The 18,656-nt window shown below is 55.6% G+C and carries 15 protein-coding genes; 10 read left to right on the top strand and 5 right to left on the bottom strand.

The window, feature by feature from the left end; all coding sequences use genetic code 11:
* Positions 1 to 3: 3 nt before the first annotated feature.
* On the top strand, positions 4 to 813 hold the full coding sequence (sirB1, locus tag A8O29_RS09870; RefSeq protein WP_125352964.1) for an invasion regulator SirB1: 810 nt from the start codon (positions 4 to 6) through the stop codon (positions 811 to 813).
* Positions 814 to 852: 39 nt separating this feature from the next.
* Entirely contained in the window at positions 853 to 1,707 is an 855-nt protein-coding gene (gene kdsA / locus A8O29_RS09875; RefSeq protein WP_125352965.1) for a 3-deoxy-8-phosphooctulonate synthase, read from the top strand.
* Between the two features lie 143 nt (positions 1,708 to 1,850).
* Here kdsA and chaA read toward each other — a convergent pair whose 3' ends face one another.
* A complete protein-coding gene (chaA, locus tag A8O29_RS09880) occupies positions 1,851 to 2,951 on the bottom strand; it encodes a sodium-potassium/proton antiporter ChaA (protein WP_125352967.1) in 1,101 nt (366 codons plus the stop codon).
* A 266-nt stretch (positions 2,952 to 3,217) separates the two neighbouring features.
* On the opposite strand from chaA, the gene chaB reads away from it, so the two are divergent.
* Positions 3,218 to 3,448 (top strand): putative cation transport regulator ChaB, encoded by a 231-nt coding sequence (gene chaB / locus A8O29_RS09885; protein WP_125352969.1) that lies wholly within the window; start codon positions 3,218 to 3,220, stop codon positions 3,446 to 3,448.
* Between the two features lie 176 nt (positions 3,449 to 3,624).
* Positions 3,625 to 4,305, top strand: coding sequence for a gamma-glutamylcyclotransferase (locus tag A8O29_RS09890; protein ID WP_125352970.1), 681 nt, complete (start codon positions 3,625 to 3,627; stop codon positions 4,303 to 4,305).
* Positions 4,306 to 4,365: 60 nt separating this feature from the next.
* On the opposite strand, the gene A8O29_RS09895 is transcribed toward A8O29_RS09890, so the two are convergent.
* Positions 4,366 to 4,917, bottom strand: coding sequence for a YbhB/YbcL family Raf kinase inhibitor-like protein (locus A8O29_RS09895; protein WP_125352972.1), 552 nt, complete (start codon positions 4,915 to 4,917; stop codon positions 4,366 to 4,368).
* 166 nt (positions 4,918 to 5,083) lie between these two features.
* Between A8O29_RS09895 and A8O29_RS09900 the strand changes: the two genes are divergently transcribed.
* Complete coding sequence (locus A8O29_RS09900; RefSeq protein WP_275942427.1) at positions 5,084 to 6,478, top strand: YchO/YchP family invasin; 1,395 nt, start codon at positions 5,084 to 5,086, stop codon at positions 6,476 to 6,478.
* Here A8O29_RS09900 and narL read toward each other — a convergent pair.
* Both narL and narX read right to left on the bottom strand, forming a co-directional pair.
* Positions 6,475 to 7,125, bottom strand: coding sequence for a two-component system response regulator NarL (gene narL, locus A8O29_RS09905; protein ID WP_110508647.1), 651 nt, complete (start codon positions 7,123 to 7,125; stop codon positions 6,475 to 6,477). The genes A8O29_RS09900 and narL overlap by 4 nt on opposite strands.
* Positions 7,118 to 8,914, bottom strand: coding sequence for a nitrate/nitrite two-component system sensor histidine kinase NarX (gene narX, locus A8O29_RS09910; RefSeq protein WP_125352974.1), 1,797 nt, complete (start codon positions 8,912 to 8,914; stop codon positions 7,118 to 7,120). The genes narL and narX overlap by 8 nt, the downstream gene beginning before the upstream one ends.
* A gap of 311 nt (positions 8,915 to 9,225) precedes the next feature.
* Between narX and A8O29_RS09915 the strand changes: the two genes are divergently transcribed.
* The 5 genes from A8O29_RS09915 (at position 9,226) to narI (ending at position 17,667) form a co-directional block, all read left to right on the top strand.
* Positions 9,226 to 10,617 (top strand): NarK family nitrate/nitrite MFS transporter, encoded by a 1,392-nt coding sequence (locus A8O29_RS09915; protein WP_159465457.1) that lies wholly within the window; start codon positions 9,226 to 9,228, stop codon positions 10,615 to 10,617.
* Between the two features lie 390 nt (positions 10,618 to 11,007).
* Complete coding sequence (locus A8O29_RS09920; RefSeq protein WP_133460752.1) at positions 11,008 to 14,751, top strand: nitrate reductase subunit alpha; 3,744 nt, start codon at positions 11,008 to 11,010, stop codon at positions 14,749 to 14,751.
* A complete protein-coding gene (gene narH / locus A8O29_RS09925) occupies positions 14,748 to 16,283 on the top strand; it encodes a nitrate reductase subunit beta (RefSeq protein ID WP_110508639.1) in 1,536 nt (511 codons plus the stop codon). The genes A8O29_RS09920 and narH overlap by 4 nt, the downstream gene beginning before the upstream one ends.
* On the top strand, positions 16,280 to 16,990 hold the full coding sequence (gene narJ, locus A8O29_RS09930; RefSeq protein ID WP_125353237.1) for a nitrate reductase molybdenum cofactor assembly chaperone: 711 nt from the start codon (positions 16,280 to 16,282) through the stop codon (positions 16,988 to 16,990). Before narH ends, narJ begins: the two co-directional genes overlap by 4 nt.
* The gene (gene narI, locus A8O29_RS09935) at positions 16,990 to 17,667 is read left to right on the top strand and encodes a respiratory nitrate reductase subunit gamma (RefSeq protein WP_125353235.1); all 678 of its coding nucleotides are present in this window, start codon (positions 16,990 to 16,992) and stop codon (positions 17,665 to 17,667) included. Before narJ ends, narI begins: the two co-directional genes overlap by 1 nt.
* Here the strand turns inward: narI and A8O29_RS09940 are convergent, their stop codons facing one another.
* The gene (locus tag A8O29_RS09940; RefSeq protein WP_125353233.1) at positions 17,668 to 18,567 is read right to left on the bottom strand and encodes a DMT family transporter; all 900 of its coding nucleotides are present in this window, start codon (positions 18,565 to 18,567) and stop codon (positions 17,668 to 17,670) included.
* Positions 18,568 to 18,656: the final 89 nt, after the last annotated feature.

Genomic DNA, 18,656 nt, shown 5'->3' on the forward strand with positions numbered 1-18,656 from the left:
GTCATGAGGTCATTAGCAGATTTTGAATTTAACAAAGCACCTTTGTGCGACGGCATGATCCTCATTACTGAACTGATCCGCGACGATTTTCAGGCCCAGTATGTGATAGACGAACTGGAGCAACTGGTGAGTCTGGCACGCGAGGAGATTAGCCCGTCGTGGACCGAAACCCGCCAGGTGGAACGCTTAATTGAGCTGTTCTACGGGGAGTGGGGCTTCAGCTCCGCACACGGCATTTACCGTCTTTCTGATGCACTGTGGCTCGATACCGTGCTGAAAAACCGCGAAGGCAGCGCCGTGTCCCTCGGTGCCATCATGCTGTGGATCGCCCGCCAACTCTCCATTCCAATGATGCCGGTGATTTTCCCGACGCAGCTGCTGCTGCGCGCGGATGTTGAAACCGGCGAAATGTGGCTGATTAACCCATTTACCGGCGATACCCTCGATGAACACACTCTGGAAGTGTGGCTGAAAGGCAATATCAGCCCGGTAGCGGAACTGTTTAACGAAGATCTGGATGAAGCAGAAAACGCAGAGGTGATCCGCAAACTGCTCGATACCCTGAAATCTGCCCTGATGGAAGAGCGGCAGATGGAGCTGGCGCTGCGCGTCAGCGAAGCGCTGCTGCAGTTTAATCCAGAAGATCCGTATGAAATCCGCGATCGTGGCCTGATCTACGCCCAGCTGGAGTGCGAACATGTCGCGCTCAGCGATTTGAGCTATTTCGTAGAGCAGTGCCCGGAAGATCCGATCAGCGAAATTATTCGCGCGCAGATCAACAACATCGCGAGCAAACACATTACCTTGCATTAATCCGGAAAGAATCCGATTAACCCCTGATAAGGCGATCCTATGAAAGAAAAAGTGGTTAGCATTGGCGATATCAACGTCGCAAACGACCTGCCGTTTGTGCTGTTCGGCGGCATGAACGTGCTGGAGTCCCGTGACCTCGCAATGCGCATCTGTGAGCACTACGTGACCGTGACCCAGAAACTGGGTATCCCATACGTGTTCAAAGCCTCTTTTGATAAAGCCAACCGCTCATCCATCAAATCCTACCGTGGCCCGGGCCTCGAAGAAGGGATGAAGATTTTCCAGGAACTGAAGCAGACGTTCGGCGTGAAACTGATCACCGACGTACATGAAGCCGACCAGGCTCAGCCTGTTTCCGAAGTGGTTGACGTGATTCAGCTGCCCGCGTTCCTTGCTCGCCAGACCGATCTGGTGGAAGCCATGGCGAAAACCGGCGCGGTTATCAACGTCAAAAAACCCCAGTTCGTCAGCCCTGGGCAGATGGGTAACATCGTTGATAAGTTCGCTGAAGGCGGCAACGATAAAGTTATCTTGTGCGACCGTGGCACCCAGTTCGGCTACGACAACCTGATTGTTGATATGCTGGGCTTCAGCGTGATGAAGGCCGTTTCTGGCAACTCTCCGGTGATTTTCGACGTGACCCACGCTCTGCAATGCCGCGACCCGTTTGGCGCTGCATCCAGCGGTCGTCGTGGTCAGGTTACCGAACTGGCACGTGCCGGTATGGCAACCGGTCTGGCAGGTCTGTTCATCGAAGCGCACCCAGACCCAGAAAACGCGAAATGCGACGGCCCGTCCGCGCTGCCGCTGGCTAAGCTGGAACCGTTCCTGAAACAGATCAAAGCGATTGACGATCTGGTGAAGAACTTCGAGCCGCTGGATACCAGCCACTAATCTGTTCGCTCGTTAAAAACAAAAACCCGCCGCAGCGGGTTTTTTTATGGGCGTTATTTGATGCCTGAACTTTTGTGCCCGGTAACGAGCAGAATATGTAGGCCCGGCAAGCATCAGCGCCGCCGGGCATCAGGCTGCACACATCACGCAAATATCGTCATCAGATACGCCACAAACAGGGCCAGGTGCGCAGAGCCGTTAAGCACATTGGTGCGCCCGGTTGAGAACGAAATCTGGCACAGCACCAGTGACGTGACCATCACAATCATTTCCGGCGCACCCAGCGCGAACACCAGGTGATTGCCGGTGGCGAAAGCGATCAGCGTCACAACAGGCACCGTCAGCGAGATAGTCGCCAGCACCGAACCAAAGAACAGGTTCATGGCACGCTGTACCTGATTATTCAGCACCGCACGCAGCGCCCCGAGACCTTCAGGGGACAAAATCAGCAATGCAATCAGGAAGCCGGTGAAGGCCACAGGGGCATTCATGGTGCCAAGCAGCATCTCCAGCGGACCGGCATTCATTTTGGTCACCGCGATAACCGCAATCAGATGGACGATCAGCCATACCGCGTGCCACAGGCTGCTGTGCGCGGATGGTTTGCCGTGATGGGGGTCATCATCGTCCGCTTCATCTTCATGCTCATACACGAACAGGCTCTGGTGAGTTTTGGTCTGAATCAGCAGGAATACGCCGTACATCGCGGCGGAAATCAGGGCAACTAGCAGCGCCTGGCTGGTGGAGAAGTTCGCGTCCGGTAGTGCCATCGGGAACACCAGCACGATTATCGCCAGCGGGAACAGCGCGATCAGATACTGTTTGATGCCAAACAGATTCACGTATTGGGTGGCAAATTTGCGCCCGCCCATTAATAGCGAAAAGCCGACCAGGCCGCCGGTGACAATCATGATGATGGAATAGAGGGTGTCACGCATCAGTGTTGGGGCCGCATCGCCCGTCGCCATTAATGCGGAAATAAGGCTCACTTCAAGAATAACCACCGAGAGGCTCAAAATCAGTGAGCCGTACGGTTCGCCGAGGCGGTGAGCGAGTACGTCAGCGTGACGAACGACGCTAAATGCACTGCTCAGAATACCGACCAGGGCCAGGGCGTTAATACCGATAACCACTGGCAGTGACTGGCTGTTACCAAAGAACACCAGCACCGCCAGTGCCACTACCGGGAAAATAAGGGATGTCTCCTTGTGGCGGGTTTTTACCGCCTCATGTACTTGGGTCATGAACCATCTCCGTTTAAGCAGGTGCGATAATTATAGTTAACATAAGGACATAACATAGCAGACCGATCGGTTTTTTCTTTGTATTTTTACTGAAATTTACCTCTATTCCTTAATCCTGCCATTAAGCCTAATAAAAACCATCTTATGTTTATTTTCTGTTTATATTACAGAGGATTGATTGTCATTTTTATGCAATATTCCTCTGGATTTGCAGCCCCCAGCATCCTCAGCCACACTTACTGTTTGTCGTTAATCAGGAGGTGAAAATGCCTTACAGCAGCCGCAGTGAATTACCCGACAGCGTTCAACATGTTCTGCCTGCCCATGCGCAGGACATTTATAAAGAAGCCTTTAATAGCGCCTGGGATCAGTATAAGCACAAAGAGGACCGGCGGGATGATGCCAGCCGCGAAGAGACGGCACATAAAGTCGCGTGGGCGGCAGTGAAGAATGATTATCAAAAAGGCGAGGATGATAAGTGGCATAAAAAGAAATAAATTGAAGGCCTTATTTAAGTAAGGTTAATCACGTATCGTTTATTTGCACTTTATTGAACTCTGGTTCGGTTGCAAGCGGCCCGTTCATTGCATATTGTCTGAGGAAGCTGGATACTATTTCAGCAAATTAGAAGGGAATGGGGTTACAGGGAAGTGTGCAGTGGTGGAGGTATAAAGTGTTAACACGTGATTTCTTGCTGAAAGCCGATTGCAAAACGGCGTTTGGTGCAATCGAGGAATCGCTACTCTGGTCGCCGGAACAACGCGCCGCCTCACTGGCCGCGACGCTCGCCTGTCGACCGGATAGTGGCCCGGTATGGATCTTTGGTTACGGTTCGCTGATGTGGAACCCGGCGCTGGATTACAGTGAATCCTTCACCGGCACGCTTGTCGGCTGGCACCGTGCCTTCTGTTTACGCCTGACGGCAGGACGCGGTAGCGCCTGTCAACCTGGGCGGATGCTTGCACTAAAAGAGGGCGGACGCACCACCGGGGTGGCCTATCGTCTGCGAGAAAGTGCGCTGGATGAAGAATTGTCGTTGCTGTGGAAGCGCGAGATGATCACTGGCTGCTACTTGCCGACCTGGTGCAAGCTGGAACTCGACGACAGTCGCACGGTTAACGCGCTGGTGTTCATCATGGACCCGCGCCATCCGCTGTATGAATCCGACACCAGCGTGAAGGTGATTGCCCCGCTGATCGCCGCCGCCAGCGGGCCGCTCGGCACCAATGCGCAGTATCTCTTCTCGCTCGAGCAGGAACTGGTGAAGCTTGGGATGCAGGATGAGTGCTTAAACGAGCTGGTCGGGAAGGTCCGCCATCTCCTCAACGGTGAAAACCTGCCGCGCTCAGCGTGAAAAAATGCCCGGCGGCGCAACGCTTGCACGGGCCTACGGTTTTGATGACATGGCGTAACGTTACTGCCCGAAACGTCCAATCAGCCCGGCGGCGGCCAGCTGATGCCCTTTCAGTTTTTCAAACAGTGCTTCGCGAGTTAAGCCCGCAGACAGCGTGGGCGGCAGGTCGGTCGCAATCAGCGTGAAGGTGTAATGATGCGCACCAGAGCCGGGCGGTGGACACGGTCCATACCAACTGGCGGTGCCCGGCGTGTTTTTGCCGCCGGTATAGCCTTTCGCATCGCGCAGGGCGTCGGGGCCAAATCCGGTGGCCGCTGGCGAAATGTTGTAGGCCACCAAATGCGTGACGCCGAGTCCTTTGTTGCCTTCAGGATCGTGAACAATCAGCGCCAGGCTCTGCGTCTGCGGTGGAACGTTGCTCCAGACCAGCGGCGGCGAGCTATTTTTGCCGGTGCAGTTGGCGTTTTTGGCATCATTACCTGCGTACTGGCTGTCGAGCATGCCGTTATCCGCAAAAGCCGGGGACTGGACAATGAACAGCCCCTCCGCACAGACGTTGCCGATACTGCCGAACAGGGCCGCGCAGACGATGGTGCAGGGGAGGGTTTTCATGGGAGCTTCTCACGCTGGAAAGGTGGTTTAACTGTAGCCGATGCTTAAGGATCTTCCTGAAATTTGCGCCAAAGCTGAAAGAGAGGGGCAAAACCGTTAAAATAAGAAGACATGCCGTCCGGCACGATATTGATTTATTGAGGGATCCCGCTTCGTTTTGAGGTATTTGCTGTCACGTCCACGTCTGCTGTTGTTGTTACTCTTGCCCCTGGCAGGAGGTGCCGCAGGTGCCCGCCAGACCTTTGTCGATCAGGCCGAACATCCGTTTGATGAAAGCGCCGATAACCTGCCGAATCTGGGTATCGCCCCGGATAATCACGAAAGTGAAAAACGCCTCGCAGAAATGATGAAGGCGTTTGGTGAAGCCAGCATGCAGGACAACGGCCTGGATACCGGCGATCAGGCGCGGCTTTTTGCCATCGAAAAACTCAGCCATCAGCTCAATTCCGAAGTCAATCAGCAGCTCGATTACTGGCTTTCTCCCTGGGGGAATGCCTCGGCGGAGCTGCTGGTGAACAGCGAAGGCAAGTTTACCGGCAGCCACGGCAACTGGTTTGTACCGCTGGAAGATAACAATCGTTATCTGACATGGACTCAGGTGGGTTTGACGCAGCAGGACGACGGGCTGGTGAGCAATCTCGGGGTCGGACAGCGCTGGGTGGCGGGCGACTGGCTGCTCGGCTATAACGCTTTCTACGACACCCTGATGGGTGAAAGCCTGCAACGTGGCGGTTTAGGGGCTGAAGCCTGGGGCGAGTATTTACGCCTCTCGGCAAACTTCTATCAGCCGTTCAACAGCTGGCGCGATGACAGCGATACGGTCGAAAGTCGAATGGCGCGCGGGTACGATCTCACAGCTCAGGCGCGGCTACCGTTTTACCGCTTCATTAATACCAGCATCAGCTTTGAGCGCTATTTTGGTGACAGCGTCGACCTGTTCCATACCGGCACCGGATATCACAACCCGATGGCGGTTTCGCTGGGGCTGGCTTACACCCCGGTGCCGCTGGTGACGATTTCCGCCGCGCATAAGCAGGGGGAAAGCGGCGTCAGCCAGAATAATTTGGGCATGAAGCTCAACTACCGTTTCGGCGTGCCGCTGAAGAAACAGCTGGAGTCCAGCGAAGTGGCGGCGTTTACCTCGCTGCGCGGCAGTCGGTACGACAGCCCGGAACGCAGCAATCTGCCGGTGGTCGAGTATCGCCAGCGTAAAACGCTGTCCGTTTTCCTCGCCACACCGCCGTGGGATTTGCAGCCGGGTGAAACCGTATCTTTGAAGTTGCAAGTGCGTGGGCGGTATACGATTAAGTCATTGACCTGGCAGGGCGATTCGCAGGCGCTGAGCCTGACGCCGCCGGTGAATCACAGCAGCCCTGATGGCTGGACCGTCATTATGCCGGCGTGGGATTACAGTGATGGCGCAAATAACCGCTGGCATCTGTCGGTAGTGGTGGAAGATGAGAAGGGTCAACGCGTCTCGTCCAATGAGATTACGCTGGCGCTGACTGAGCCGCTGGTCACCTTCCCGGCGGCGTCGTCAGATTCGCTGTTGATGCCTTAAAAAATACGTTCCTGATGAACCCAGACCGCTGCTTCGACGCGGGATTTGAGCTTCATTTTTTTCAGCATGTGCTTCACGTGAACCTTCACCGTGCTTTCGGTGATATCGAGTCGACGGGCGATCATTTTGTTCGGTAAACCCTGAGCAATCAGCTTCAGAATATCGCGCTCGCGCGGCGTCAGCTGATTGATATCGCGGTCGGACGTTGCCCGGTTCGCACGCAGGCTGGCAGCGAGCACCGGCGTCAACGCTTCGCTTAATACCATTTCCCCGGCGGCGGCCTGATGCAGCGCCTTCAGCAAATCTTCCGGCTCCATATCTTTCAGCAGATAGCCATCCGCACCGCGTTTCAGCGCCGTCACCACGTCTTCTTCGTGATTGGATACGCTGAACACCACCACGCGTCCGGAGAGGGATCTTTCGCGCAGCTTGTCGAGAGTCTCGAGGCCGTTCATACCTGGCATGTTCAAATCGAGCAGCACCAGATCCGGGTCGAGAGATTCTGCGAGTTCGATGCCTTGTTCGCCATTGCTGGCTTCGCCCACCACCAGAAGATCAGGGGCCATGCTGATTAGCTGTCTGACGCCGGTGCGCAGCATTGGGTGGTCGTCAATTAACAGGATAGTGGCCCGTTCCTGATTATTCATGATGAAGTCCTTGCGGTTGTGGAAGCGGTTTTTCGGGAATGAAAGAGACGACAACTTCAGTGCCACCGGTATCACGGCGTCTGACCTGGCAATCGCCACGCAGACTCTGCGCCCGATCGCGCATGATGATTAAGCCGTAGTGGTTATTCCGTTCGGCGTGGTCCGGAACGCCGAGGCCGTTATCGGCCACGGTGAGACGAACCTGATTGTCGTTTTGGATCACCGTCACGGTGACTTCAGTTGCTTCAGAATGTTTAAGCGCATTGCTCAACGCTTCACGGGCAATCTGTAATGCATGAATAGCCTGATGCGAAGGAACAAAGCGCGGGGGGAGCTGGTAATCCAGATGCACCGTAAAGCCAAAGCGGGCGCTGTATTCAGCACAACTCGCTTCCAGTGCAGGGCGCAGCCCCGGTTCGGTTAATTGTAGTCGGAAGGTCGTCAGAAGCTCGCGCAGCTGCACCCATGAGGTATTCAGCTCGTTACGCATCTGGCTCAGCAGAACCCGGCTGTCTTCCGGCAGTTTTTCGCCCTGCATTTGCAAACAGCTGACCTGCATCTTCAGGCACGACAGTGATTGGGCAATCGAATCATGCAGTTCGCGGGCGATGGTGGCGCGTTCTTCCATGACGATCAGCTGATGCTGACGCTCCTGCTGGCGGTCGAGGGCCAGTGTGGCGGTCAGTTGTTCAACCAGCGTATCCACCAGTTGCTGCTGATCGTGGCTCAAATGGCGGCCTGCGGGCAGCGTCGCCAGCAGAATACCGTACTGATTATGGGCATCGGTCATCCGCCATTTTAGCGTCGTGCCGCTGCCCGGTAGATCCGGTAGATTGCGAGGGCAGAGGTAACACCCTTTGTCGTCACAATTCAGTTCAGAATGACAGCTGAACTCCTGATGGTTTTCCTCGTCTTCCATATCGTAAACCCGCACTTCGATATCGCGCAGCAGGGTCAAACCCTGCAGGCCATTCAGCACCGGGGAAATACGTTCACACAGCGGCGCCTGGGAATGCAGTCGGCGGTTGGCCTGCCAGAGGAAGGCGAGAATTTCGTTCTTTTGTTCGAGATTGGCGGTCTTTTCCTGCACGCGCTGTTCCAGCACGGCGTAGCTTTCGGCCAGCTCTTTTGACATGTTGTTCAGCGCCATCCCCAGCGTCGCCATTTCGTTACGGCCGCTGATTTTCGCGCGTTTGCTGAAATCACGCTGGCTCACTGCCCGCGCCATGCTCAGCAGTTGTTCCCACGGATGCAACAGCCGCGCGCGCAGCCAAACGATGGTAAACAGGAACAGCAGCGCCATACACAGCGCCATCATGCTGTGTACCCACACCACGTGTTGAATGCGTTTTTCAGTGGTATGGTCAAATGCGGTGACCAGTTTGTCGATGCGGTTCACGAAGGCCGCGACCTCACCGGAAACTTGTTCCTGACGGGTAGCCTGTTTCAGGTTCGGTGCAAGCTCTGACTTCCAGTAGCGTTGCAGGGCTTCGAGCTGTTGACGCTGGCCGTCGCGGCGCGCGGATTCAATCAGTTCCGGGCTGCTCACGGTCTGATTCATTTCATCGAGCAGGGTCTGATCGTTGGCATTGAGCGGGATCGCCGCCAGCAGGCGGTAACTCTGCATTCGCAGGGAACCCGCTTTATTAATAGCGTGTGCGCTGCCCTGCACGCCGTGGACCAGACGGGCAGAAATCGCCATGCCCGTCACACCGATAGCGGTGGACAGCAGAACGATAAGCGCCAGTTGATTGACCAGCGTAAGCGGGGTAAAAAGACGTTTAAACATCGACAGTCTGGCTCCTGACCTGGGATGCAATCCGGGAGTGCGGCTTATTCTGGGAGATCAACCGGAGTATACATATACTCAAAAAGGATTACTCCTTAATTGCCAAGGGTAGCAGGGCAAGGGTGTAAAGGGGTAATCCCTGCCTGAGCAACGTGAAAAACCACAGTTTTTTGAGTGATTAGACCTACTCACTAAGGGTAATGCCCGTTTTTCGCCCAAAAATATGTTCTCTTTTCCTTTGATTTATATCAACTTACCCCGGCTGGTAAACCCTAATGTGGCGGCAACTAACTCCATCATTTGAGGTTTATATGAGTCACACTTCCGCATCGGAAAAGGATAAAGGCGCGGTCATCACTGACTGGCGCCCAGAAGACCCGGCTTTCTGGCAGTCCCGTGGCCATCGTGTTGCCAGTCGCAACCTGTGGATTTCGGTTCCCTGCCTGCTGCTCGCATTTTGCGTCTGGATGTTGTTCAGCGCCGTTGCGGTAAACCTCAATAAAGTCGGTTTCAACTTCACAACGGATCAGTTGTTCATGCTGACCGCACTGCCTGCGCTGTCTGGCGCACTGCTGCGCGTGCCTTACGCCTTTATGGTGCCGGTATTCGGCGGCCGTCGCTGGACTGCATTCAGCACCGGGATCATGATTATTCCGTGCGTGTGGCTGGGCTTTGCGGTGCAGGATACCTCCACGCCGTTTAGCGTCTTCATGACCATCGCGCTGCTGTGCGGTTTCGCCGGGGCAAACTTTGCTTCAAGTATGGCGAACATCAGCTTCTTCTTCCCGAAAGTGAAGCAGGGCGGGGCGCTGGGCCTGAACGGCGGTCTGGGTAACATGGGCGTGAGCGTGATGCAGCTGGTGGCTCCGCTGGTAATCTCCGTCTCCGTATTCGCGATGTTTGGCGGCGACGGTGTGGCTCAGCCAGACGGTTCTTCGCTGTTCCTCGAGAACGCGGCGTGGATTTGGGTTCCGTTCCTGATCATCTTCACCCTCGCAGCCTGGTTCTTCATGAACGACCTAGCGGCGTCGAAAGCCTCTCTGAAAGAGCAGCTGCCAGTCCTGAAACGCGGTCACCTGTGGATCATGGCGGTACTGTATCTGGCAACCTTCGGCTCGTTCATCGGCTTCTCTGCCGGTTTTGCGATGCTGTCGAAAACCCAGTTCCCGGACGTGCAGATCCTGCACTTCGCGTTCTTCGGTCCATTTATTGGTGCGCTGGCCCGTTCACTGGGCGGCGGCATTTCTGACCGTCTGGGCGGAACGCGCGTCACGCTGATTAACTTCATCGCGATGGCAATCTTCTCTGCGCTGCTGTTCCTGACGCTGCCAACCAACGGCCAGGGCGGTAACTTCATCGCCTTCTTCGCGGTATTCATGGGCCTGTTCCTGACGGCCGGTCTGGGAAGTGCTTCCACCTTCCAGATGATCTCCGTTATTTTCCGTAAGCTGACCATGGATAAAGTGAAGGCTGAAGGCGGTAGCGAAGAACATGCTCTGCGTGAAGCAGCCACCGACACGGCAGCTGCTCTGGGCTTCATCTCTGCAATCGGCGCGATTGGCGGCTTCTTCATCCCGAAATCCTTTGGTATTTCGCTGGAGATGACCGGTTCTCCGGCGGGCGCAATGAAAGTATTCCTCGTGTTCTACATCGCCTGTGTGTTGATCACCTGGGTGGTATACGGACGTAAAACAAAAAAATAAGCGTTACTTTTTGATTATCATGGCGCGAGAGATCGCGCCATTTTTTTATCCGCATTTAGTTACAACATACTATCTGATTTTGCCGTGTTATCGGCCTGTGCATGTTGATGCGTAAAAGGCGCGTGAGCAGGCATCTACCCCTTAATACCTCACGACGCGCTTCGGGCGCGGAAAAAGTCGGACATTTCTCAATAAATACCTACAAAACAATGATTTAAAAACTAAAAATAGATAATACTTTGGTGGTATTTGCTGTTTTGCATCCGATTGTTAACAAATCCCACCTTGATCGCCATCAATTCCCATCTCCTTTCATAAGGTTACTTTCGCCGCAATTGTTGCAATGTCGATTTATCAGAGAGCCGACAGGCTCCATACAGGAGAAACCCGATGAGCAAATTTCTGGACCGGTTTCGCTACTTCAAGCAGAAGGGCGAAACCTTTGCCGATGGGCATGGTCAGCTTATGGAAACTAACCGGGACTGGGAAGATGGATACCGCCAACGCTGGCAGCATGACAAAGTGGTGCGTTCTACCCACGGCGTAAACTGCACGGGTTCATGTAGCTGGAAGATTTACGTGAAAAACGGCCTGGTAACCTGGGAAACCCAGCAGACTGACTACCCGCGTACCCGTCCGGATATGCCTAACCACGAGCCGCGCGGCTGCCCACGTGGCGCCAGTTACTCTTGGTATCTCTACAGCGCTAACCGTTTGAAATATCCATTGATGCGCAAACGCCTGATGAAAATGTGGCGTGAAGCGAAAGTTCAGCATCCGGATCCGGTTGATGCCTGGGCTTCCATCATTGAAGACTCCGACAAAGCCAAAAGCTTCAAACAGGCTCGTGGTCGCGGCGGCTTCGTGCGTTCTTCCTGGCAGGAAGTGAACGAGCTGATTGCGGCGTCGAACGTCTACACCATCAAAACCTACGGCCCTGACCGCGTGGCAGGCTTCTCGCCGATCCCGGCGATGTCGATGGTTTCCTACGCCGCGGGCGCACGTTACCTTTCTCTGCTCGGCGGTACCTGCCTGAGCTTCTACGACTGGTACTGCGACTTGCCTCCTGCGTCTCCGCAGACCTGGGGCGAGCAAACTGACGTGCCGGAATCGGCCGATTGGTATAACTCCTCGTACATCATCGCCTGGGGCTCTAACGTGCCACAGACGCGTACCCCAGACGCTCACTTCTTTACCGAAGTGCGTTACAAAGGGACCAAAACCGTCGCGGTGACCCCGGACTACGCTGAAATCGCCAAGCTGTGCGATCTGTGGCTGGCCCCGAAACAGGGTACCGATGCTGCAATGGCGCTGGCGATGGGCCACGTCATGCTGCGCGAATTCCACCTCGACAAACCGAGCCAGTACTTCACCGACTACGTGCGTCGTTATACCGACATGCCAATGCTGGTGGCGCTGGAAGAACGTGACGGCTACTACGCTGCAGGCCGTATGCTGCGTGCGTCAGACCTCGTTGACGGTCTGGGCCAGGAACAGAATCCAGAATGGAAAACCGTTGCCTTTGACGATAACGGCGAAATGACCGTGCCGAACGGCTCGATCGGTTTCCGCTGGGGCGATAAAGGCAAGTGGAACCTCGAACAGCGCGACGGCCAAAGCGGCGAAGAAGTTCAGCTGCGCCTGAGCATGCTCGGCAGCCACGACGATATCGCTGAAGTCGGCTTCCCGTATTTCGGCGGCGACGGCACCGAACATTTCACCAACGTAGAGCTGGAAAACATTCTGCTGCACAAACTGCCGGTGAAACGCGTGCAGATGGCAGACGGTTCCACTCAGCTGGTGACCACCGTTTATGACCTGACCATGGCCAACTACGGCCTGGAGCGCGGTCTGAACGATGAAAACTGTGCCAACAGTTACGACGACATCAAAGCGTATACCCCGGCATGGGCTGAGAAAATCACCGGCGTATCCCGCGCGCAGATCATCCGTACTGCGCGTGAATTTGCAGACAACGCCGATAAGACCCACGGTCGTTCGATGATCATCGTCGGCGCGGGCCTGAACCACTGGTATCACCTCGATATGAACTATCGTGGGATTATCAATATGCTGATTTTCTGTGGCTGTGTAGGTCAGAGCGGCGGCGGTTGGGCACACTATGTGGGCCAGGAAAAACTGCGTCCGCAGACTGGCTGGACTCCGCTGGCGTTCGCGCTGGACTGGAACCGTCCACCACGTCACATGAACAGCACCTCTTATTTCTACAACCACTCCAGCCAGTGGCGTTATGAAACGCTGACCGCGCAGGAACTGCTGTCGCCGATGGCGGATAAATCCCGCTACACCGGACATCTGGTTGACTTCAACGTGCGTGCTGAACGCATGGGCTGGCTGCCGTCCGCGCCGCAGCTGGGCACTAACCCACTGCACATTGCGGCTGACGCCGAGAAAGCCGGGATGTCAGCGGTGGATTACACCGTTAAATCCCTGAAAGACGGTTCGATGCACTTTGCGTCTGAGCGTCCGGACAACGGCAAAAACCACCCGCGTAACATGTTCATCTGGCGTTCTAACCTGCTGGGCTCCTCCGGTAAAGGCCACGAATACATGCTGAAGTACCTGCTGGGTACTGAGCACGGCATTCAGGGCAAAGATCTGGGCGTGCAGGGCGGCGTGAAGCCAGAAGAAGTGGAATGGGTGGATAACGGTCTCGACGGCAAACTGGATCTGGTGGTGACGCTGGACTTCCGTCTGTCGAGCACCTGTCTGTTCTCCGATATCGTGCTGCCGACCGCCACCTGGTATGAAAAAGACGACATGAATACCTCGGATATGCATCCGTTTATTCACCCGCTGTCTGCGGCTGTCGATCCGGCGTGGGAATCGAAAAGCGACTGGGATATCTACAAAGACATCGCCAAGAAATTCTCCGAAGTCTGCGTGGGTCATCTGGGTAAAGAAACTGACGTGGTGACGCTGCCAATCCAGCACGATTCCCCGGCCGAAATGGCGCAGGCGATGGACGTGAAGGACTGGAAGAAAGGTGAATGTGACCTGATTCCAGGCAAAACCGCACCGCACATCATGACTGTGGAACGCGACTACCCAGCCACCTGGGAACGCTTTACCTCAATCGGACCGCTGCTGGAGAAAATCGGCAACGGCGGGAAAGGCATTGCCTGGAACACCGACAGCGAAGTCGAGCTGCTGCGTAAGCTGAACTACACCAAGGCCGAAGGCCCGGCGAAAGGCCAGCCGATGATCAACACGGCGATTGATGCCGCAGAGATGATCCTGACCCTGGCCCCGGAAACTAACGGTCAGGTGGCAGTGAAAGCCTGGGCCGCGCTGAGTGAAATCACCGGTCGCGACCACACGCATCTGGCGCTGAATAAAGAAGACGAGAAAATTCGCTTCCGCGACATTCAGGCCCAGCCGCGCAAAATCATCTCCAGCCCGACCTGGTCTGGCCTTGAAGATGAGCACGTTTCTTATAACGCCGGTTACACCAACGTTCACGAGCTGATCCCGTGGCGTACGCTGTCCGGCCGTCAGCAGCTCTATCAGGATCACCAGTGGATGCGTGATTTCGGTGAAAGCCTGCTGGTGTACCGTCCGCCGATTGACACCCGTTCGGTGAAAGCGGTGATGGGCCAGAAGTCCAACGGCAACCCTGAGAAGGCGCTGAACTTCCTGACGCCGCACCAGAAATGGGGCATTCACTCAACCTACAGCGACAACCTGCTGATGCTGACCCTGTCACGCGGCGGCCCGATTGTCTGGATGAGCGAAGCCGATGCCAAAGATCTGGGTATCGAAGATAACGACTGGATTGAAGTGTTCAACAGTAACGGTTCCCTGACGGCGCGAGCGGTCGTGAGCCAGCGCGTTCCGGCGGGGATGACCATGATGTATCACGCCCAGGAACGTATCGTGAACCTGCCAGGTTCGGAAATTACCGGCCAGCGCGGCGGTATTCACAACTCTGTGACCCGTATCAGCCCGAAACCGACCCATATGATTGGCGGTTATGCGCAACTGGCATACGGCTTTAACTACTACGGCACCGTTGGCTCGAACCGTGATGAGTTCGTGGTCGTCCGCAAGATGAAGAACATTGACTGGTTAGACGGTGAAGGTAACGACCAGGTACAGGAGAGCGTAAAATGAAAATTCGTTCACAAGTCGGCATGGTGCTGAATCTCGACAAATGCATCGGCTGCCACACCTGCTCAGTCACCTGTAAAAACGTCTGGACCAGCCGTGAAGGCGTGGAGTACGCGTGGTTCAACAACGTGGAAACCAAGCCGGGCGTCGGCTTCCCTAACGACTGGGAAAACCAGGAGAAATGGAAGGGCGGCTGGATCCGTAAAATCAACGGCAAACTGGTGCCGCGCATGGGTAACAAAGCGCTGCTGCTGGGTAAAATCTTCGCTAACCCGCATCTGCCGGGCATCGACGATTACTACGAACCGTTTGATTTTGACTACCAGACCCTGCACAAAGCCGGTGAAAGTAAGCATCAGCCGATTGCACGTCCGCGCTCGCTGATCACCGGCCAGCGTATGGACAAAATCACCGCCGGCCCGAACTGGGAAGATGATTTGGGCGGCGAGTTTTCCAAACTGTCCCGTGACAAAAACTTCGAGAACATCCAGAAGGAAATGTACGGCCAGTTCGAAAACACCTTCATGATGTATATGCCGCGTCTGTGCGAACACTGCCTGAACCCGGCGTGTGTGGCGACCTGTCCGAGCGGCGCGATTTACAAGCGCGAAGAAGACGGCATTGTGCTTATCGATCAGGATAAGTGCCGCGGCTGGCGCATGTGCATCACCGGTTGTCCGTACAAAAAAATCTACTTCAACTGGAAGAGCGGCAAATCCGAGAAGTGCATTTTCTGCTACCCGCGTATCGAAGCCGGTCAGCCGACCGTGTGCTCCGAAACCTGCGTGGGCCGTATTCGCTACCTCGGTGTGCTGCTGTATGACGCAGATGCCATCGAGCAAGCGGCGAGCACCGAGAGCGAGAAAGATCTGTACCAGCGTCAGCTGGACGTGTTCCTCGATCCGAACGATCCGAAGGTTATCGAGCAGGCGCTGAAAGACGGCATTCCGCAGAGCGTGATCGACGCCGCGCAGCAGTCACCGGTATATAAAATGGCGATGGACTGGAAGCTGGCACTGCCGCTGCATCCGGAATACCGCACGCTGCCGATGGTCTGGTACGTGCCACCGCTGTCACCAATTCAGTCTGCGGCGGATGCCGGTGAGATTGGCAGCAACGGCATTCTGCCGGACGTCGATAGCCTGCGCATTCCTGTGCAGTATCTGGCGAACATGCTGACGGCGGGCGACACCGCGCCGGTGCTGCGTGCACTGAAACGTATGCTGGCGATGCGTCACTACAAGCGTGCCGAAACCGTCGATGGCGTGAACGACACGACTGCGCTGGACGAAGTGGGTCTGACCGAAGCCCAGGCGCAGGAAATGTACCGTTACCTGGCGATCGCTAACTACGAAGACCGCTTCGTGGTGCCAAGCAGCCACCGTGAACTGGCTCGCGACGCATTCCCGGAAAAAAGCGGCTGTGGCTTTAGCTTTGGCGACGGTTGCAGCGGTTCCGACAGCTCGTTCAACCTGTTCAACAGCCGTCGTATCGACGCGATTGATGTGACCAGCAAAACGGAGCGCAAATCATGAAAGAACTGGTGATTGTCTCCCGTCTTCTGGAATACCCGGATGCTGCCCTGTGGCAGCATCAGCAGGAAGTTTACGACGCGCTGGCGGAGTCTAATGTACTGAGTAAAGAAGACGCCCAGTCGCTGTGCGTATTCGTGCGTGACCAGACGCAGAAAGACGTGCTCGACGTTCAGTCGGCCTATAGCGAACTGTTCGACCGTGGCCGCGCGACGTCGCTGCTGCTGTTCGAACACGTTCACGGTGAATCGCGTGACCGTGGCCAGGCGATGGTCGACCTGATGGCGCAGTATGAGCAGCACGGTTTAGAACTCGACAGCCGCGAACTGCCGGATCACCTGCCGCTGTATCTGGAATATCTGGCGCAGCTGCCGCGTGAAGAAGCGCAGGGTGGTTTGCAGGATATCGCGCCGATTCTGGCGCTGCTGAGTGCGCGTCTGCAACAGCGTGAAAGTCAGTATGCGGTGCTGTTCGACGTGCTGCTGAAGCTGGCGAGCACCGATGTGGATAGCGAGAAATTGGCGGAAAAAATTGCGGACGAAGCCCGCGATGATACCCCGCAGGCGCTGGATGCGGTCTGGGAAGAAGAGCAGGTTAAATTCTTTGCAGACCCGGGATGCGCTGAGTCGGATATCGCCGCCCATCAGCGTCGTTTTGCCGGTGCCGTTGCGCCGCAGTATCTGAATATTTCCACTGGAGGGGAGCGCTAATGCATTTCCTGAATATGTTCTTCTTTGACATCTACCCGTACATTGCCGGCGCGGTATTCCTGGTTGGCAGCTGGCTGCGTTACGACTATGGACAATACACCTGGCAAGCGGGCTCCAGCCAGATGCTGGACAAGAAAGGCATGAACCTGGCGTCGAACCTGTTCCACCTCGGGATCCTCGGCGTAATTGCCGGTCATGCCTTCGGGATGCTGACGCCGCACTGGATGTATGAATCGTTCCTGCCGCTGGAAGTGAAACAGAAAATGGCAATGTTCGGCGGCGGTGCTGCCGGACTGATGTGTCTGGTCGGCGGTATTCTGCTGCTCAAACGCCGTCTGTTTAACCCGCGTGTGCGTGCGACCACCACCGGGGCCGACATTCTGGTGCTGTCAGTGCTGGTTATCCAGTGTGCGCTGGGCCTGCTGACCATTCCGTTCTCTGCGCAGCATATGGACGGCAGCGAAATGATGAAACTGGTTGGCTGGGCGCAGTCGGTGGTGACCTTCCACGGTGGTGCATCTGCGTACCTGGACGGTGTGGCGTTTATTTTCCGTGTTCACCTGGTGCTGGGTATGACGTTGTTCCTGTTGTTCCCGTTCTCGCGCCTGGTGCATATCTGGAGCGTGCCGGTGGAATACCTGACACGCAAATACCAGATTGTTCGCGCACGTCGCTAATTACCGCGCTTTCTGTTCAAGGCCCTGCTGATGCGGGGCCTTTTCTTTTGTGCCCCAGCCCAGATTATTCCCCGCCGCCGCAAACAGAATCAGTATCCCGCCAAGCCACTGTATCGCGCTCAGCGAATGACCAAACGCCAGGCTATCGACCACAATCGCCACTAACGGATAAATAAACGAGAGCGAGCCGATAATGGGCGTTGGCAATTTCTGAATTGCGCTGTAGAGCAGTTGATACATCACCCCGGTGTGGACAATGCCGAGGGTGAGCAAAATTCCCCACGGGAAGGTGGCAGACATCGAGGTGAAATGCGCCAGCGGGAGCAGCATCACCACCCCGGTTAACACCTGGATAAACGCGATATGCTGCGGAGGGAGCGGGCGTAATTTCCGGGCGATGATGGCCGTCAGCGCATAGAAAAAGGCTGCACTTAACGCCAGCATCATCCCAGTCAGTAAATCGGTGTGATGCCCACCGCGGAGTTCGCTGGATAACAACACCACGACGCCGCTGAACGCCAGCAACAGCCAGGCCCATTTCACCCGCGAAACCCGCTCGCCGGTTAGCATTCCCATTAACACCAGCATAAACGGCTGAGTGTTGTAGACCACCGTCGACATCCCAATCGAAATCTTGTCGTAGGCCGCAAACAGAAGTAGCCAGTTAATGACCAGGGCGATACCGCCAGCCACCGCCAGCAGCCACATCGTACGCGACAGTCGGCTGAAGGGTTGCCGACTCAAAAGAATAAATGCGCCTAATGCGAGCGCGCCAATGGCACAGCGCCAGAAAACGACGTCGATAACGGGCAAACCCGAGAGCAGCACAAACGCGCCGATAGAGCCAGAAATCAACATCGCCAGGCTCATGTGCCAGACGCCAATGTTACGTTCACGCATACACACCTCCACAATTAGATGGACATATTGTGGGGGAGAGGCTGAATGTGTTACATACTTGTTATAAGGTGAAAAGTGGTTTTTTCTTT

It is taken from the genome of Scandinavium goeteborgense, assembly GCF_003935895.2.
Classification (GTDB): Bacteria; Pseudomonadota; Gammaproteobacteria; order Enterobacterales; family Enterobacteriaceae; genus Scandinavium; species Scandinavium goeteborgense.

What these genes read in the sequence shown, in the direction of transcription:
- A8O29_RS09920 (WP_133460752.1), top strand. Translation starts at nt 11,008, where the DNA reads ATGAGCAAATTTCTGGACCGGTTTCGCTACTTCAAGCAGAAGGGCGAA.
- narX (WP_125352974.1), bottom strand. Translation starts at nt 8,914, where the DNA reads ATGTTTAAACGTCTTTTTACCCCGCTTACGCTGGTCAATCAACTGGCG.
- sirB1 (WP_125352964.1), top strand. Translation starts at nt 4, where the DNA reads ATGAGGTCATTAGCAGATTTTGAATTTAACAAAGCACCTTTGTGCGAC.
- kdsA (WP_125352965.1), top strand. Translation starts at nt 853, where the DNA reads ATGAAAGAAAAAGTGGTTAGCATTGGCGATATCAACGTCGCAAACGAC.
- narL (WP_110508647.1), bottom strand. Translation starts at nt 7,125, where the DNA reads ATGAATAATCAGGAACGGGCCACTATCCTGTTAATTGACGACCACCCA.
- narI (WP_125353235.1), top strand. Translation starts at nt 16,990, where the DNA reads ATGCATTTCCTGAATATGTTCTTCTTTGACATCTACCCGTACATTGCC.
- chaA (WP_125352967.1), bottom strand. Translation starts at nt 2,951, where the DNA reads ATGACCCAAGTACATGAGGCGGTAAAAACCCGCCACAAGGAGACATCC.
- chaB (WP_125352969.1), top strand. Translation starts at nt 3,218, where the DNA reads ATGCCTTACAGCAGCCGCAGTGAATTACCCGACAGCGTTCAACATGTT.
- A8O29_RS09940 (WP_125353233.1), bottom strand. Translation starts at nt 18,567, where the DNA reads ATGCGTGAACGTAACATTGGCGTCTGGCACATGAGCCTGGCGATGTTG.
- narJ (WP_125353237.1), top strand. Translation starts at nt 16,280, where the DNA reads ATGAAAGAACTGGTGATTGTCTCCCGTCTTCTGGAATACCCGGATGCT.
- A8O29_RS09915 (WP_159465457.1), top strand. Translation starts at nt 9,226, where the DNA reads ATGAGTCACACTTCCGCATCGGAAAAGGATAAAGGCGCGGTCATCACT.
- A8O29_RS09895 (WP_125352972.1), bottom strand. Translation starts at nt 4,917, where the DNA reads ATGAAAACCCTCCCCTGCACCATCGTCTGCGCGGCCCTGTTCGGCAGT.
- narH (WP_110508639.1), top strand. Translation starts at nt 14,748, where the DNA reads ATGAAAATTCGTTCACAAGTCGGCATGGTGCTGAATCTCGACAAATGC.